15 protein-coding genes are annotated in these 14,225 nt (G+C 62.1%); 4 read left to right on the top strand and 11 right to left on the bottom strand.

What is annotated here, in order from left to right; all coding sequences use genetic code 11:
- Window positions 1–101 precede the first annotated feature (101 nt).
- The 11 genes from NKJ93_RS14220 to NKJ93_RS14170 all read right to left on the bottom strand — a co-directional run bounded on the left by NKJ93_RS14220 (window position 102) and on the right by NKJ93_RS14170 (window position 12,451).
- Window positions 102–434 carry a hypothetical protein gene (locus NKJ93_RS14220; RefSeq protein ID WP_352516071.1) on the bottom strand — a complete coding sequence of 111 codons (333 nt, stop codon included), beginning with the start codon at window positions 432–434 and terminating at the stop codon, window positions 102–104.
- Between the two features lie 1,002 nt (window positions 435–1,436).
- A complete protein-coding gene (locus tag NKJ93_RS14215) occupies window positions 1,437–1,877 on the bottom strand; it encodes a hypothetical protein (RefSeq protein ID WP_023723056.1) in 441 nt (146 codons plus the stop codon).
- Window positions 1,877–4,405: a hypothetical protein gene (locus NKJ93_RS14210; RefSeq protein ID WP_352589736.1), complete on the bottom strand. Its 2,529-nt coding sequence runs from the start codon at window positions 4,403–4,405 to the stop codon at window positions 1,877–1,879. The genes NKJ93_RS14215 and NKJ93_RS14210 overlap by 1 nt, the downstream gene beginning before the upstream one ends.
- A complete protein-coding gene (locus NKJ93_RS14205) occupies window positions 4,405–4,896 on the bottom strand; it encodes a hypothetical protein (protein ID WP_352589734.1) in 492 nt (163 codons plus the stop codon). Before NKJ93_RS14205 ends, NKJ93_RS14210 begins: the two co-directional genes overlap by 1 nt.
- Window positions 4,897–4,898: 2 nt before the next feature.
- Window positions 4,899–5,564, bottom strand: a complete 666-nt coding sequence (locus NKJ93_RS14200) for a hypothetical protein (RefSeq protein WP_352589731.1) — start codon at window positions 5,562–5,564, stop codon at window positions 4,899–4,901.
- 247 nt (window positions 5,565–5,811) lie between these two features.
- Entirely contained in the window at window positions 5,812–8,268 is a 2,457-nt protein-coding gene (locus tag NKJ93_RS14195; protein ID WP_352589728.1) for a phage tail protein, read from the bottom strand.
- On the bottom strand, window positions 8,265–8,867 hold the full coding sequence (locus tag NKJ93_RS14190) for a phage connector family protein (RefSeq protein WP_352589725.1): 603 nt from the start codon (window positions 8,865–8,867) through the stop codon (window positions 8,265–8,267). The genes NKJ93_RS14195 and NKJ93_RS14190 overlap by 4 nt, the downstream gene beginning before the upstream one ends.
- A gap of 286 nt (window positions 8,868–9,153) precedes the next feature.
- The gene (locus NKJ93_RS14185; RefSeq protein WP_352589722.1) at window positions 9,154–9,399 is read right to left on the bottom strand and encodes a hypothetical protein; all 246 of its coding nucleotides are present in this window, start codon (window positions 9,397–9,399) and stop codon (window positions 9,154–9,156) included.
- Window positions 9,400–9,612: 213 nt separating this feature from the next.
- Window positions 9,613–10,602, bottom strand: coding sequence for a hypothetical protein (locus tag NKJ93_RS14180; RefSeq protein WP_023718156.1), 990 nt, complete (start codon window positions 10,600–10,602; stop codon window positions 9,613–9,615).
- 87 nt (window positions 10,603–10,689) lie between these two features.
- The gene (locus NKJ93_RS14175) at window positions 10,690–11,598 is read right to left on the bottom strand and encodes a hypothetical protein (RefSeq protein ID WP_352589720.1); all 909 of its coding nucleotides are present in this window, start codon (window positions 11,596–11,598) and stop codon (window positions 10,690–10,692) included.
- Window positions 11,599–11,878: 280 nt separating this feature from the next.
- Window positions 11,879–12,451 (bottom strand): hypothetical protein, encoded by a 573-nt coding sequence (locus NKJ93_RS14170; RefSeq protein WP_352589717.1) that lies wholly within the window; start codon window positions 12,449–12,451, stop codon window positions 11,879–11,881.
- 110 nt (window positions 12,452–12,561) lie between these two features.
- On the opposite strand from NKJ93_RS14170, the gene NKJ93_RS14165 reads away from it, so the two are divergent.
- From NKJ93_RS14165 to NKJ93_RS14150, 4 genes are all read left to right on the top strand, one after another.
- The gene (locus NKJ93_RS14165; RefSeq protein WP_352496017.1) at window positions 12,562–12,750 is read left to right on the top strand and encodes a type II toxin-antitoxin system HicA family toxin; all 189 of its coding nucleotides are present in this window, start codon (window positions 12,562–12,564) and stop codon (window positions 12,748–12,750) included.
- Window positions 12,751–12,754: 4 nt separating this feature from the next.
- Complete coding sequence (locus NKJ93_RS14160) at window positions 12,755–13,156, top strand: type II toxin-antitoxin system HicB family antitoxin (RefSeq protein ID WP_023718152.1); 402 nt, start codon at window positions 12,755–12,757, stop codon at window positions 13,154–13,156.
- Between the two features lie 194 nt (window positions 13,157–13,350).
- Window positions 13,351–13,668 carry a YMGG-like glycine zipper-containing protein gene (locus NKJ93_RS14155; protein ID WP_023718151.1) on the top strand — a complete coding sequence of 106 codons (318 nt, stop codon included), beginning with the start codon at window positions 13,351–13,353 and terminating at the stop codon, window positions 13,666–13,668.
- A gap of 243 nt (window positions 13,669–13,911) precedes the next feature.
- Complete coding sequence (locus tag NKJ93_RS14150; RefSeq protein WP_352589714.1) at window positions 13,912–14,214, top strand: hypothetical protein; 303 nt, start codon at window positions 13,912–13,914, stop codon at window positions 14,212–14,214.
- Window positions 14,215–14,225: the final 11 nt, after the last annotated feature.

Genomic DNA, 14,225 nt, shown 5'->3' with positions numbered 1-14,225 from the left:
GGTGCTGGCGGTGGGAAATCTAAGCTAGCCTGCCGGACACCGCGTTATCCGGCGCGGCAGGCACGGACGATTTTGCGGACAGCGAGCAACGCGGTCCAGGCCTATAGCAATCCGCCAACAAGCCTTCTTGTGCCGCCGATCGCCGCCAGCCCGCAGGCCATGCCGGCGCAGTCGGCGACCCAGTCGAGGATATCCATATCGCGCGCGATCAGCTGCACGCCCTGAAGCAGCTCGATCGCCGCGCCGGTAATGGCAAGGAGCACGACCAGCCTCGTCTTGTGTTCCGGCCAGCCGAGGCTTCCGAGCGCCGCCAGCACAGCGAACGCCGCGGCGTGGTTGAGCTTGTCATGGTGGAAGGTGAAGCCCATGTCCAACTCCTGCAGGAAGCGCACCGGCGAAAGCGCGAGCAGGAGAACAGCGGCCAAGGTAAGCAAAAAAGCGATCCTTGCCATGGTCGCAAAAGAGTCGGTACGCAACAGGTCAATCCTTCATCTGAAACAGGGGGCGATCCAAAAGGCACCGCCAACTGACCGCTCTGCGGTTAGCGGGCCATAAGCCAGCATCGTGAAAGCACTAAAAGATTAGTATAGCTGGTTGAACCAAGCTGCTTTGCCGCGGCTCTTTGCGATCGAAGTCTGGGCAATGCGCCTGCTTGCTGCTCGAGTTCGGGGCTTGCCGATGATCACCGCACGGTAGAACCTTTAGCTAGCTGACGGCGCTTGCAGAGAAGCGCCTATACATCACTTCGGAAGTAACGGAAGCACATTCTCATCAAGGAACTTGAGACGGCTACCCACATTTCGGCGTTGGCTGGGCTAGCCGGCACATCGACCGGGATTAGATCCGCCACCGGGTCCCCTCGTCGCGCAGCTTCGACCCACTCTTCCATGGCGCCGACATATCCATCCAGCGCCTCGTATGGAGTCTTGGCGTCCTCACAAGTCAGGTATGTCGGAGGCACATCGCCTACGATCACCCATACTCACGGATCCACTTCCGGCCTGCCAGGTACAATCTCGAAAAGGAAAATATATATTATGCCGTCGGCCCCATACCCAAGATATTCTCCCTTGATGTCTGAAACCAGTCATAAAACTCAAGATATTTTCGGGCTTCCCAGACGTGCAGCATCAAGCTCTTCATCGCCTGTGCTTTTGTCAGCCGACGGCAAGCGGGTGACGCTAGTCAAGTCGGGTTTGACGTCGCTACAATTTCGCTCGACCACTTGTGTTCCCTTTCATTTCTTGCTTGAGCCATCTTCTTCTTGCCCAGCGAGCATAGTCTCCTGCATCGCTATGGTGTTTAATATGATCTGCTCTCGCACGATGCGTGCCCCCGGTCGGCCAGCGCTTTCTCGTGAGACACATCCATATTCAGCGCTGCACAGGCTTGTCGCGAGTGCGCTGCACGGCTCTACCGGAATGGGCTCGCAAAGCTCAACGCTGCTCATGCCAAATGTCGAACGGCTTGATGGTAGCTGAAGGGAGACCTCGTTCATCAAACACATCGAAGACTCGCTCTGATAAGACGAGGTCAAGGTTCTTGGCGATGCCGAAGTCATCGTGACCCGCCTTCCCGCTCACCTTCAGCCACACGAAAGATGGAAGCTCTACCTCGGGCTGCTGTTCGCGAAAATCTTCGGACGTTATGACTTCAACAGGGGCGAATGCCGCTCCGGTGAAGCCGATTTCTGACAATGCGTGCGCGGCCTCTTCCGTCACGAGGAAACATGGAAAGCTTGTTATAAGAACATCACCGATCCATCCCTCCATCTGGTACACAAGCTTGCTCACGATAGGAGGGTGGACACTGGTATCCATGACAGTGCCGTCGCCCAATCCGCCGGCCACATCGGGCAGAATGTCAAAGTATCTCATCAGTCACCTATTGGTAGATAGAACAAATGTCCATACTTCTTGTCGATTTCCGTAACATGGTCAAGGACATTCTGGCGAGTAGCATGAGGGTTTTTCTTATAGAAATATTCCCACTCGTTCCGAATGACCTTCTGGTGCAAATTTATGTCGAACTCGTTCCGGATTCCACGAAGATTCTCGATTGAATGCAGCTCTTGCTCTGCAAAAAGCCCGGGATACCTTTTAAAAACTCCCTGCTCGACGCCATGATGCACTATATAGTCGCTTTTGTTGAGACTAGGATTCGCGTCGAAAAAGGTTTTTCGATAGTCCTTGGATGGAGCCCACCCAACCTTCGCCCCGGCATGTTTAACTTTGGACGTATCCCTAGCAAGCATCGCACCTAGTAACGCGGTATCAAAGGCACTATCGGACATTTCACCGGCTCGCGTCTTCCGGCGTGGGATTGGTGGCGAGACCGAGCGCGCAAGCGCTTGCTGGTGCCTAAGGGTTTCGGCATCGACCCCACGAACAAGTGCCTCGCCGCCTTCGACTAGGTCAGTCGGCCGCCTCGAAAATATTGAGAGTTTCTCTACCCAGGGCTTGGCAATCTTCGCCGCGGCGCGTTCCAGGGCCACCACCGCCAACCTATCGCCAGGAATTGCGCCCGCGGCATTGAGCAGTGTTTGGTCGTAGTTGCCTTCCAGCGCTGCATTTCCAGCCTTCTCCAGTGCAAATGACGTCCCCAACGGCGTGAAGTCGGCCACCGAGATGCTGTCTTCGCCAAGCCCATCGGAGCCCACGAGTTTTTGCGCGAGAAGACGCCATAGGCTCCCCCGCTCACTGTCGCCGGCTATCAATCTCCCGAGCCACTCTTGATTCGTCGGTAAGTAGTTGGTGAGTTCCGCGTTTGATACCGATCGTCCTGGCTCGACAGTGTTGGCTAAATCGAGCAGCATCATCGGGTCGACTACAGCTGCCCGGACCGACCTGTCCGCGATGCTGTTGTCCGTTTGGGACGCGCTGGTCTGAAACAGGTGGCTCAGCACCGCTTCGCGCGCGGCTTGATTCGGTAGCGCGGCGAACACATTGCGCAGCTCTGCGGTCTGGTGTTGCGGCTGGGCCTTGAGTCTGCCGACAATGTCCTCAGCGACAGAGTTGGGTAGCGGCTGGGCGGTCTCAAAACCCAACTGTTGCTGGGCGGCGATGGAGCCAATGATCGCCGCCCGATAGTCTCCCGGCTTCGACAGGTTGCTCCAGGCCGCATCAAGGTTCGCGAATGCCTCGCGGACATAGCCGCCCGGATCGGCCTGCCTGGCCTTGAACGTCAGGTCCGCGGCGGCGGCGATAGCGTCATGGCGTGCCTTGTCCACTTCCGGCGTTGAACTATCTGCGGTGGGGTCGGCGTCCTTGACCATGGCCCGCACGGCGTTATTCGACAGGTCGCGCATGCCGTGGAATTGGCGATTAACCTCAACGGTCCTGTTGAACGCCTCGAAGCGCCCGGCGCCTTCGGTAGCGCCATAGAGAGCGACGAATTGTTCCGGCGTTGGGATCGGGCCGGAATAGGTTCCACTGTCCCTGATGTCGGCCGGCGCATTCTGCTCGGCCAGGATAATGTTTGTGCGTTTTTCGACTTGCCGCATCGCGTCGGCGGCTCGGGCCTGCTGGACCAACCCTGGCCGCTCTTCGGGGGCAATGTCGTCCCCAAAGGCCTGCGCCGACCTTTCGTCCGGCGTAAGCTTGCCTACCCGGTCACGGAGCGAAGCCGGTGCGGCAGTTCCATCCGCCGGAGGCCCACTCACAGCCTCGACGGTATCGTCCTTGGTCTTGCCGTCCGTTGCGGCCAACACCGCCCCCAGCATCTCGGCAGCGCGCTTCGGATCCTGGGCGATCATCGCCTGGACGAGCGCCTTTGCCGCGTTGCTGCGCCAGGCAGCCTCGGCCGCTTGCCGGGCCACCGGGCTGCCCATCTTGCCGATCAGTTCGAGCCCGCTCCGCCTGATCGCCTCGAATGTGTCGCTGTCGTCCGGGTCGCCCTGCGCGATGGCGCTTGTGTAGCCGTGCTCGACCTTGGTCCACTCGGCCTGCTCGTAGTTCTGGCGGCGCGCGTGCTGCTGCGCGGCCATGCGCGCCGAGCCGGCGAGCCGCAACGCCTGCTTTTGCGCGAGGAAATTGGCGCGTTCGCCCTCCGGCACTTTCGCCACAGTGTCGTCGAAGATCTGGTCGAACAGGCCGGGCTTGACGACGCCGTCGCTGTGCGGATCGAGCTGGCCATACATGAAGTCGTGCAGGCCGCCGCCGTCGGCCGGCGCGGTCTGCACGGCCACGGCCTCGGCGTGGGCGATGCGTGCGTTCAGCTCGCGGCCGATAATGTCGGCGTCGAACGCATCCTGCTGCTTCTGCTGCTGCCGAAAGCGCTCGGCCACCGCCGAGAGCTCGTCGCCAAAGCCTTGCATGGCCGCGCCCACCGGCGAGCCGTTCGGATAGGAGGCCACAGTGCCGGTATCGAGCCGGCGCTGGGCAAGCTGGAGCGGGATGGTGGCCATCAGTAGAGGCCTCCGCCCGGCGCCGGCGGGAAGGCGCTTCTGCCGAACGTCACCGCCTTGGCCGGGTCGTAGAGCCCGGAGATGCCCGATACGAGATTGCCGCCGGCCTTGAAGATCGAGGCGCCCACCGCCTGCCTGCCGGAAAAGCGCGCGATCGCCGCCTGCGTGCCGAGACCGTTCTGGCGCAGCTGCGAGCCGTACTGGATCGCCTTGAGGTCGAGCTGGCCCTGCCTGGCATTGGCGGCCAGCACCTCGGTCGGCGAGCCCGCCATGGCGACGCCCGAAGCGCCGGCCTGGGCACGCGCCTGCGCCTGCAGCAGGTCCTGCTTATGGCGCTCCTGGCCCTGCTCGAAGGCGGAGCTTTGAGCGTCGGCCCGCGCCTGCTGTTCATAGGCTTTGGCCTGGTAGTCGGCCATCTGCCTGGACTGCTGGCCTTCCGCCAGCGCGCCGCCGACGGAAAGCGCCGTGCCGATAAGAGCTAGTGTGCACATGGTCAGCCTCGTTCGCCGGCGGGAATGAATTTGCTTTTGATGCCGTTGACCGGCGCGCCGATCGAAGGCCGCCGGTCGAGCACGCCGCCGGGGCTGAGGAAGGACAAAAGCAGCCGGTCGGCCTGGATCGCCGGGCGGCTGAGCCGCGTGGGTGCTGTGGCCCGCGGGCCGGCCATGGCCGTGCGCCGGATGGTGGTCAGGTTGACTTTGACCCCGGCGGCGCCGTCGGACACGCCGTTGGCGGCGGTGACGGCGCGGCTCAAGGCATCGGCCGCGAACAGCTCCTGGCGCAGTTGCTCGATCAGCCAGTGGACCGTGCGCCAGCGCTCGCCGAGAGCCTCGGCGTTTGTCCTGACCTCGTCGCCGTGCGGCGGCGTGTCAGCGCAGGGTTCGGCGGGGGGTTCGTCCAGGGGGGCGCCAACGCGGCGCTCGTCCGCGTCCTCGATGGTTTTCTCGATCAGCGCAATTTCAGCGGTGCAGTCGTCCAATGCGGCACGCGCCGCCGTCAAATTGCCGGCGCCGAAGATCGCGTGAAACTTTTCCGTTTCCAGCTCGCCCTTGCGGGCGATCGCATTGTTGAGGTCGGTGTCGAGCAAGGCGATGACGGCGGCAAAATCGGCAGCCGTCCGCGCCCTGCCGAGGTCTTCGGCATGGGGGAGTTGGGTCACTGGAGAATTTCCTTCTTGAGGGAGGACATCGCAGCTGCCAATCTCCCCCCTTGTGGGGGGAGATGCGCGGCAGGGCAGAGGGGGGCGCGAAGGATCGCGGCTTTACCTAACTGCGGTCAGGCCAGAATGGATAAGGACGTAATTACGATTGGTCGGCGGGACAGCGCCCCTCTCTGTCCTGCCGGACATCTCCCCCACGAGGGGGGAGATCGGCCGTCGTCAAGAGTTTCGCCAACCTGCAATGCGTCTAAGGCTCGGCGTCGAACACCGGTGTCATCGCCCTGATCGTGCAGGGCGTCGGATTGACGTGGCGGATCTTCACCCGCCCCTGCCCTTCCCAGCTGTCGTCGATCGGCACCTCGACATTGCCGGTGAACAATTTCGCCATGGCACCCGGAGCAACCACGGACGGGATGCGAACCTGCTCCCATCGGCCGCGGATAAACGACTGGACCTGAAGCCCGGCGATGTCGGTTTCCAGCAGCGAAAGAATGAGCTTGGCGACCTTCTTGCGCCGGCCGACGATCGAGCCGTCGCGGCCGCCGACGTCCAGCTCCAGCGTGTTGGCCTCGGACTGGTAGCCGAGCCCGACCTGCCATTTGGCGGCGGTGGCGCCGCCGGGCAGCATCACCTGGCCGGAAGCGACCGTGAGCCCTTTGTAGACCTTGCCGCCGGCCAGCACGTCGACCGCCTGGCCTTCGAGATGATCGAGGCCGGAGACGACATTGACGGCAGCACCCGAATAGGTCAGCCCGCAGTCGACCTCGAAAGCGTCCTCGATTGCCGCATATTCGAACGGCACGGTCTTTATTTCGATATAGCGCCTGGTCACGCCGCCGATCGTGCGCTTGACGATCAGCCACAGGTCGTCATTGCCGTCCTGGCCGGGCGTCACCACGGCGCTTTCGACAACGGCCCAGTTCGATCCGGCGAAACTTCCGGCGATCTGGTGGATATGCATGCCGCGCACGTCTTGCGACGGCTGGTGCGTGTAGCCGCCGAGTTCGCCATTCCCGAGCGGGAACCAGAGCAGCGGGTCGGGGTCGGTCTGAAAGGCGAGTTCGACGACGCCTTTCTTCGGAATGTGCTCCGATATTTGACCGACGTCGTCGGAGGTGAAGCGGCCGGTGGCGTTTTGTGTCAACTCGGCGATCGATTTGCGGGAGCGGGTGACATAGAGGAACGACTGCCCCGCATCGACAGGACGCATCGGGGCACAGCCGAAGGTCCGCGACCGGCGGTTCTTGAACGAGGACGGTGTCAGCGCCTCGTCGATGCCGGAGCCGGACAGCGCCCTCACCCCGCCAAGCGTTCCGATGATCAGCGCACCGTCCGATTCCGCCACCCACGTAATGTCATTGGCCTGACCGCCGCCGGCCTGCACGAATTCCAGCGCGTCGGTGTCTTTCTCGCCGGTGGCGAAGTTGTCGAAATCGCCGGTTTGCGAGGCATAGACCGAGAATTTTCGGCTGAACGCCAGGCGCTCCTCGTAAAGCGAACCGCTCTGCACGTACCTGCCGGGCACGAACGTGCCGAGACGCCAGCGGATGATCGGGCTGAGATCGGGAAGAGCATGCCCATACAACTGGACGGTGACCACCGTCATGCTGGTGCGGGCAGTGACCTTGGCCCAGCGCCAGAAGCCATCTGCGCCAAGCAGACGAATGGCGCGGCCGACATCGCTGGTCTGGAATCCAGTGCCGTCGTTGATGCCGACGACCGAGGAGGCCGAGAGATCAAACGGCGTTTGCGACGGCGCGTATTCGTGCAGGGCCAGTTCGGCGATAGCGGTTCCGTCGCTGTCGCCGCCCGAAAACAGCAGCTGATAAAATTCGTAGGCAACCGTGTTGTTGAAGCCGTCGAAGAAGCGGGTTTCCGATTTGGACCAGCCGGTCTCTCCGTCCCGGCTGTCGAGCGTCGTCCAGTCGGTGCCGTTGTGCGAGGCCTGGAACTGCCACTGGGTCGGCGAGACAGTGTCTGAGTGATCATTCGTCGCGGTAATCCAGTAGGCGTCGACTGCCCTGGCCTCGTCGCCGCCGAACTGGTAGCGCAGATACCCGCTCGGAAATCCCGCTATGTCCACCCCCTCCTGCTTGTCGCCGCCGAAAGCCTGCCACACGTCGGATGAGCCGTTGCTGTTGCTGACCGTGCCGCTTGGCAGCGTATTCGAGGCCATAACCGGCATGGCGTTGCCGGTTGCGGCCGGCGTCAAGGTCGTGGCGGTGGTGTTGATCTTGTCGTATGGGCCGTCGAGAAAGACAAAATCGGCGAGCGTCCAAGTCGTGTGCGCGGTGCGCGTCAGCACCTTGACCGGATAATCCTTGTGGGTGATCCACATCTGGTCTGCCGACTGGACGAACTGCAGGTCGAAGAGATCGGCCTCGAGATAAGGGGCCGCCACCTCGACCGTACCGACGCGGGCGCCATAGGCGTAGACGCGGATGTAAAGGTCGCCGAATTCGAGCGCATAGGCCTGATCGGCCGAGAAGATGAACGGGATCAGCCGTGTCGCCTTTGACGGAGCATTCACCTCCGCGCAAAAATAGGTGCCGCCGCGCTTTCTGATGCCGCCCTGCGGCAGCGTGACGAAGTTCGTGCACTTGGACAGCGCCGCCCGGTAGAGCTCAAGCGAGGCGCGAGCGTGCAAGCGGGGAGAAATCTCGCCGCGGATGAAAGCGTCCTGGACCGGATAGAGCGTGGTCATCGGCCGACGAACCTGTTGTCGCCGCGCTGGAAAGCCCAGGAAATCGCGGACAATCTGCCGCCCCGCTGGATGGCATTGGCCGAGTAGGCGGCATCCAGCGCCCTGTCATAGGCGCTGCGGGCGACGTCGATCATGCCGGCCTTGTGGGTCAAGGGATGCGCGATCTTGATGGCGAGCGCCGCAACCAGCACCTCGGTGAACAGCGCGTCCCAGTCGTTGGGGTCGGTCAGGTTAGCGATATAGCGGATGAGGCGCGGCCCGGCCTGATCGGAATAGACCAACCCGGCCTCCTGCCGCCATGAGAGCGGCACGCCGTCCGGCTCGCCATTATGGGTCAGCGGCAAGGGCCGCAGGCAGTCGGCGGGAAGTTCATAGGCAAAGTTCAGCGTGCCAGCGCCGCTGCCGGTGTCGAAGCCGGCGACCGAGGCCGCCAGGATAGCGAAGACATAGGCGTGCTTGGTCAATTCGGCCTCGCGGGTCAGGTCGAAGTGCAGATTGAGCAGACGCGCCGCCTTGGCGTCCTGGTCGAGACTGTCGATCGGCGCCTCGTCGAGCACGGCGAGCGCCATGTTGGCGATATCGAGCGGGGTGATGGCCATGGCTCAGGCCTCTGTCTGTGTGGTTGGTCGGGGAAAACGGGGCATGGTGCCTCCACGGCAAAAAGCCGCTTCAAGGCGGCTGGGGATTCTTTGTGATTGTTGCTTGGGCAGAACGTTGCACGTCTCGTGCATGGAGCCGTCACGATGCCAGCCGCCCGTCAGGGAATGGGTGGCACGTGCTGCGTGATCCGTCTTTTTCCATTCGAGCGAGGAAGACGGCAATGCTTCGGTTGTTGCAGTTTCACGACACCGCCGCGCAATGCGGCGATGTCTTGCCTGGATTGTGTCAGCCGATGCGTGCGCCGGTCGAGATCCCTGTTTCGGCTGACTTGGCAAAGACGCTTGCTTTCACCCTTCCGGCACCTCCCGCCAGAGCCAAGCCCTTGTCCAGGGCATCTTGAAGACTTGGTGTGTAGTAGGCGGTGTCCTCCAGACCGCTGAAGAAGTTTATGCGATGAACTTCCCCCTTCTTGCTCATGACAATGCCCGCTTTTCGGAGCACTTCCTGAACTGTTTTGTACTTCACGTTCATAGTTACCTCCCTTGCTCAGACAAGGCAGCATCGCCCTTTCTTGTAACTGTTTGGTGCCGTCGATTGGCCAAACGAGCAACATGAACGTTGTGGCGAACCGCAAAATTCGCATCACTCCGGCGCGGCGCAGCGGGTGAACTTGGGATTCGCCACACCGGCCGACCTGGTGTCCAGAAGGGGCGGGACGTCTGATGCCCGCCCCTTCCGGCCGGATCAGGCCTCCATCGTCTTCAGCGCGATGAACGTCATGTGCTTGACGCTCGACGCCGTGCGGTCCCAGTTTGCTGCCAGTGCCAGCTCGGCATCGGTGGCGAATTCGCCGGCCGAGGACGCGTCGAGGAAGCGGGTGCCCGGCACATGCGGCACGAAATGCCGGCGGCCGACCATTTCGGTGACGCCGCCGCCATGGCCCTGCCGCGGCTTGCGGTCGAACTCGAGCGGGCCGCCTTCGGTGTTGACCGGCAGCTCGTTCCACAGGATCGCCTTGTCCTTGAACATGAAGGCGGTGTAGACGCCGCCGGCGACCGGAATATCGTCATCGACGACGGCCCTGAGCCCCATGTAATAGGGGATCAGCGGCCCGCCCTGCTCGGACGACGGCACATAGTCGATGAGGTCGGCGAGCTTCAGCGCCTTCATCTGTTTCGAATGCATCCAGATCGTCTTGAACTTGTCGGCGCGGTCGCCCATCAGATAGGCGGCCTCGATGATGTCGGTGTCGACGATGGAAGCACCGGTAACGCGCACCAGATCGCTGCCGTCATTGGCGATGTTGTCGGCCAGCACGCCTTTCAGGATGCCGAGCAGCGTCAGCTTGTTGGCGCGCTGCCAGTAGTCGGTCTGGCGACGCACGATGAGCTTCTGCGGATCGTCGCCGGCAAGGATCGAAGTCAGGTCCGGGATGCCCCAGGCCTGCGCACGCACATTGCGGGCCGCGACTTCGCGGCGCGCACCGATCTTCTTCATCTCGATCGAGTCGGCCGGGTCGTCATTGACCGGCTCCGAGGGATCGTTGCCGAGATCCTTCCAGCCGGGCATGTCGACGGAACGCCCGCCCATGGAGAGCTTCGAGGCGATGGCCGGGTCGGAAAACAGGATCCCGGCCTGGTAGATGTCGAGCGACTGGACATGCTCTTCGAACGAGTATTGCGCATAGACGGACGGAACGATCGCGTCCGCGATGCGGGTATAGGCGTCTGCCATTTTTGTCTTCCTTCAGGTTTGTGGAGATTGGCGGACCATGATCCAGAAAAGTGGAAACCGATTTTCGGAAAAGATCATGATCCAATTTCAGAGAGGGTTGTTGGGCATCCATAGATCGGGGTTTTCGCCGGCCTCGCGTGCCAGCCGCCGGGCACGGGCGGGGTCGCTTTTGACCAGCGCCGAGATGCCGGTCAGGTTGCGCTCGCCGGCAGCATTGCGCTTGAAGGGATTGCCTCCACTCAAGGCCGCGCCGCCGTCGATCGTGTCTTCGCGGAACATCGCCTCGCCGATGGCGTGGAACGCCTTGGCGATCTGCGGGTCGGTCAAGGCGCCATCCGGCAGAAGGATGCCCTTCGCCTTATAGGCATTGACCAGGCCGAGCTTCTTCATCGCCCTGTTGGCGACCTCGAGCTTCTGGCGAAAGCCATCGCTGCCGGTCGGTCCCCAATCCCGCACAAGGTCGTCGTGGGTCGTCTCGACCGAGCGGGCAACGGCGATTTGCTGTGCCTTGGCCTGCTCGGCCATGTAGCCGACGAAGCGGTCGTGATAGGCCTGCGCGACCTTCGGGGTAGCACCTGCCTCGACTGCCCAGGCCTTGGACGCATTGGCGAGCTCGTCCGAATAGGCGAAGTTTTCGGGGAGCCCGTCGGGGCGCCTGTACTCGACCTTGTCGGGCGAGGTCAGCGGACGCATCGCCTCGGGCAGTCGGGCATGGAACCTGTCCCAGTCTTCCGCGGCTGCATCGGCTGCCGGAACGCGCAGGCTCTCACCCTGCTGCCGCTCCAGCTCCGCATAAGAGGTGAGAACCCGATCGAGGCTTTCAGGCTTGGTCCAGCCCTTGGTTTCAGCAAGCTTGCGGTTGCCTTCGGAAAGACCGTCAAACCAACTTTTGGCCGTAGGCGGGGCGGACCCGTTGTCCCCGTTGGCCGGTGGCCGTGCAAGGTTGCCCGCCGGTGGCGCCGCCACCACGGACCCGGCGTCTGCCAGATCTGTCATGAGAAGATTCCTTTTGTTGAGGTTTCAGAGGAGAGCCGATGGCGAAGCTGCCAATCTCCCCCCTCGTGGGGGAGATGTCCGGCAGGACAGAGGGGGGCGCGAAGGAACGCGAGGATCCGGTGCACTTCGTCACCAACGCCCCGGGAAAGATTGCAAGCACGAATCAGCTGGATAAGCCGGCGGGACAGCGCCCCCCTCTGCCCTGCCGGGCATCTCCCCCACGCGGGGGGAGATTGGCCGTCACTTCCGCTTTCGCCAATCACCCGTATCTGGAGGGAACCTAGATATTGTCGCCCCAGTTCTCCCAGAGCAGCGTGATAGTGCCGGTGACGGCAACCGTGCCGTCAGCGTCGATATCCGTGCCGGTGGCAAACGCCAGGTTGAGATAGAGGTCGACCGGCGTCACGGTGCCGTCGAGCGTAGCGGCTGCGGCAACATCGGCAATCGACGCGTTCGACAGCGCGGCACCCGCGCCATCCAGCGTACGGCCGGTCGCGCCCAGCACATTGACCATGGTGCCGGCGAGCGCAGCACTCGACGCCGCCGTCGAGCCGAGCGACCAGGTCAGCGCGGCATTGTCGTTGATGGTCGAGGCTCGCGGCGTCAGCACGGCGAACTGCAACCTTGCCGTGCCGCCCTTGATCCGCACCTTGCCGTCGAGGAAATCGAACAGCTTCTGGCTGGCATAGGCCAGCGCATCTGCTACTGGCACCGGCATGGCATTGAAGGAGAAGACGGTGCGGTAGGCGCCGCCCTGCCCGGTCGTCCTGGCGGTAAGCCCCGCCTTGGGCGGGGCAAGGCCGGCTTCTCTGGCGGCGGCACGCGAAAGCGTCCGGGGAAGACCTCGGGTCATCTGGTATCTCCATTTTTTGGGGATTTGAGGAAGGTTCAACTGGACCGCGGCACGTAATCTGCCGCAAATCTCATGGACATTTGGCCCTTCTGTGTGTATCTATACACAACATGAAGAGCGCCGATGTCATTCATAGGCTGCTGGCGGATGGCTGGTACGAAGTGGCTCGAAAAGGAAGTCACGCCCAGTTCAAGCACAAAGCCAAGCCGGGCCGGGTGACGGTTCCGCATCCCAAGCGCGACATCCCGATCGGCACTCTCAAGAGTATCGAAAAACAATCCGGCTTGAAGCTGAGGTAGAGAAATGCGGAACTACATCGGACTGATCCACAAGCAAGCGGACAGCGACTTCGGCGTCTCCTTCCCCGATTTTCCGGGCCTGGTGACAGCAGGCGTCAATCTGGATGATGCCCGCGCCATGGCCGAGGAAGCACTGGCCTTTCATGTCGAGGGGCTGGTCGAGGATGGCGAAGCAATTCCCGAGCCGTCGTCCCTGGAGGAAGTGATGTCGGACAAGGACAATCTGAGCGGTGTCGCCATCCTGGTTCCCTTGAAAGCCGAAGCGGCGAAAGTCGTGCGCGTCAATGTCACCATTCCGGAAGATATCCTCGATCAGATCGATCGATATGCAGAGCGCCACGGCTACAGCCGATCCGGATTTCTGACCGCTGCGGCAAAAAAGGTGATGCAGATCGAGGCAGCGTAGCCCCTTGAAGGTCGATTTGAGATGAAGCTCCGTCGTCTTGTTCGGTTACATTTCTTTCCGAAACCGAGCTGTCAGACTAAAACAACCATGTCTTATTTCGTGAGGCCCAGTGCCTATGTTCCGCCGCAAATGCCACCGCACTTGGCAAAATCGGCCCGTGTATTAGTTCATAGACTTCAAGGGAGTACCAGACGATGACCATTTCCAGAGCCATTGCCGCCATGCTCGTAACCGCCGCATTGGCAGGCTGCGCGCAGACCGAAGCACAGCAGAGAACCAGCACCGGTGCGCTGCTCGGCGCCGGCGCCGGTGCGCTTGCCGGCCAGGCGATCGGCGGCAACACCAAGAGCACGGTCATCGGTGCCGGAGCCGGCGCCTTGCTGGGCGCCGTCGTCGGCAACGCCACCACGCCGCAGCCGCGCGGCGAACAGCTTTGCCGTTATCAGGATCGCAACAGCGGCCGCATCTACACCGCCCCCTGTGACGACCGCTATTATAACGGCGATTATTGAGCGTGCCCCCTTCTCCCCGTTCTGCGGGGAGAAGGTCCCGGCAGGGGGATGAGGGGCAGCGCAAACTTCTGACATGCCGGCTCCGCCCCTCACCTGCCTGCCGGCATCATCTCCCCGTAGAACGGGGAGAGGGGCGCAGCTTCAGCCTCGGCGCATCCTTTTTCCCCGATGATTTGGTCCTTCCGCTGATTAAACGTCGGCGCTATCGTCTGCTATCCAAAGGGGGCGACGATGCGATTTTTGATGACCTCACTGCTGGCTGTTTGTTCGGTTTCCGCACACGCCAGACAGGCTGTCAGTGTTGAGCGGATTGACGAATGCCTGGTCTTGCCGGTGGCCGCTGTCGACAATCGTGTCAAAGCCACTTTCGAGGTGACACTGGACAAGGCCGGCAAGATCAAGTCGGTTACGGTTGTATCCTACGAACCTCATTCGGAAGCAGCGGCCGAAGCGGCCCGACAACTTTCGAAATCGGTCCAGAGGTGTTGGCCGCCAGGCGTCAAAACCAGCCCGTTGCGACTCACCGTAGATTTGAGCAAGACTTAGCCACAGGTCCT

It is taken from the genome of Mesorhizobium sp. M0028 (genome assembly GCF_040323855.1).
Lineage (GTDB): Bacteria > Pseudomonadota > Alphaproteobacteria > Rhizobiales > Rhizobiaceae > Mesorhizobium.
This window is presented reverse-complemented; position numbering and strand designations above follow the sequence as displayed.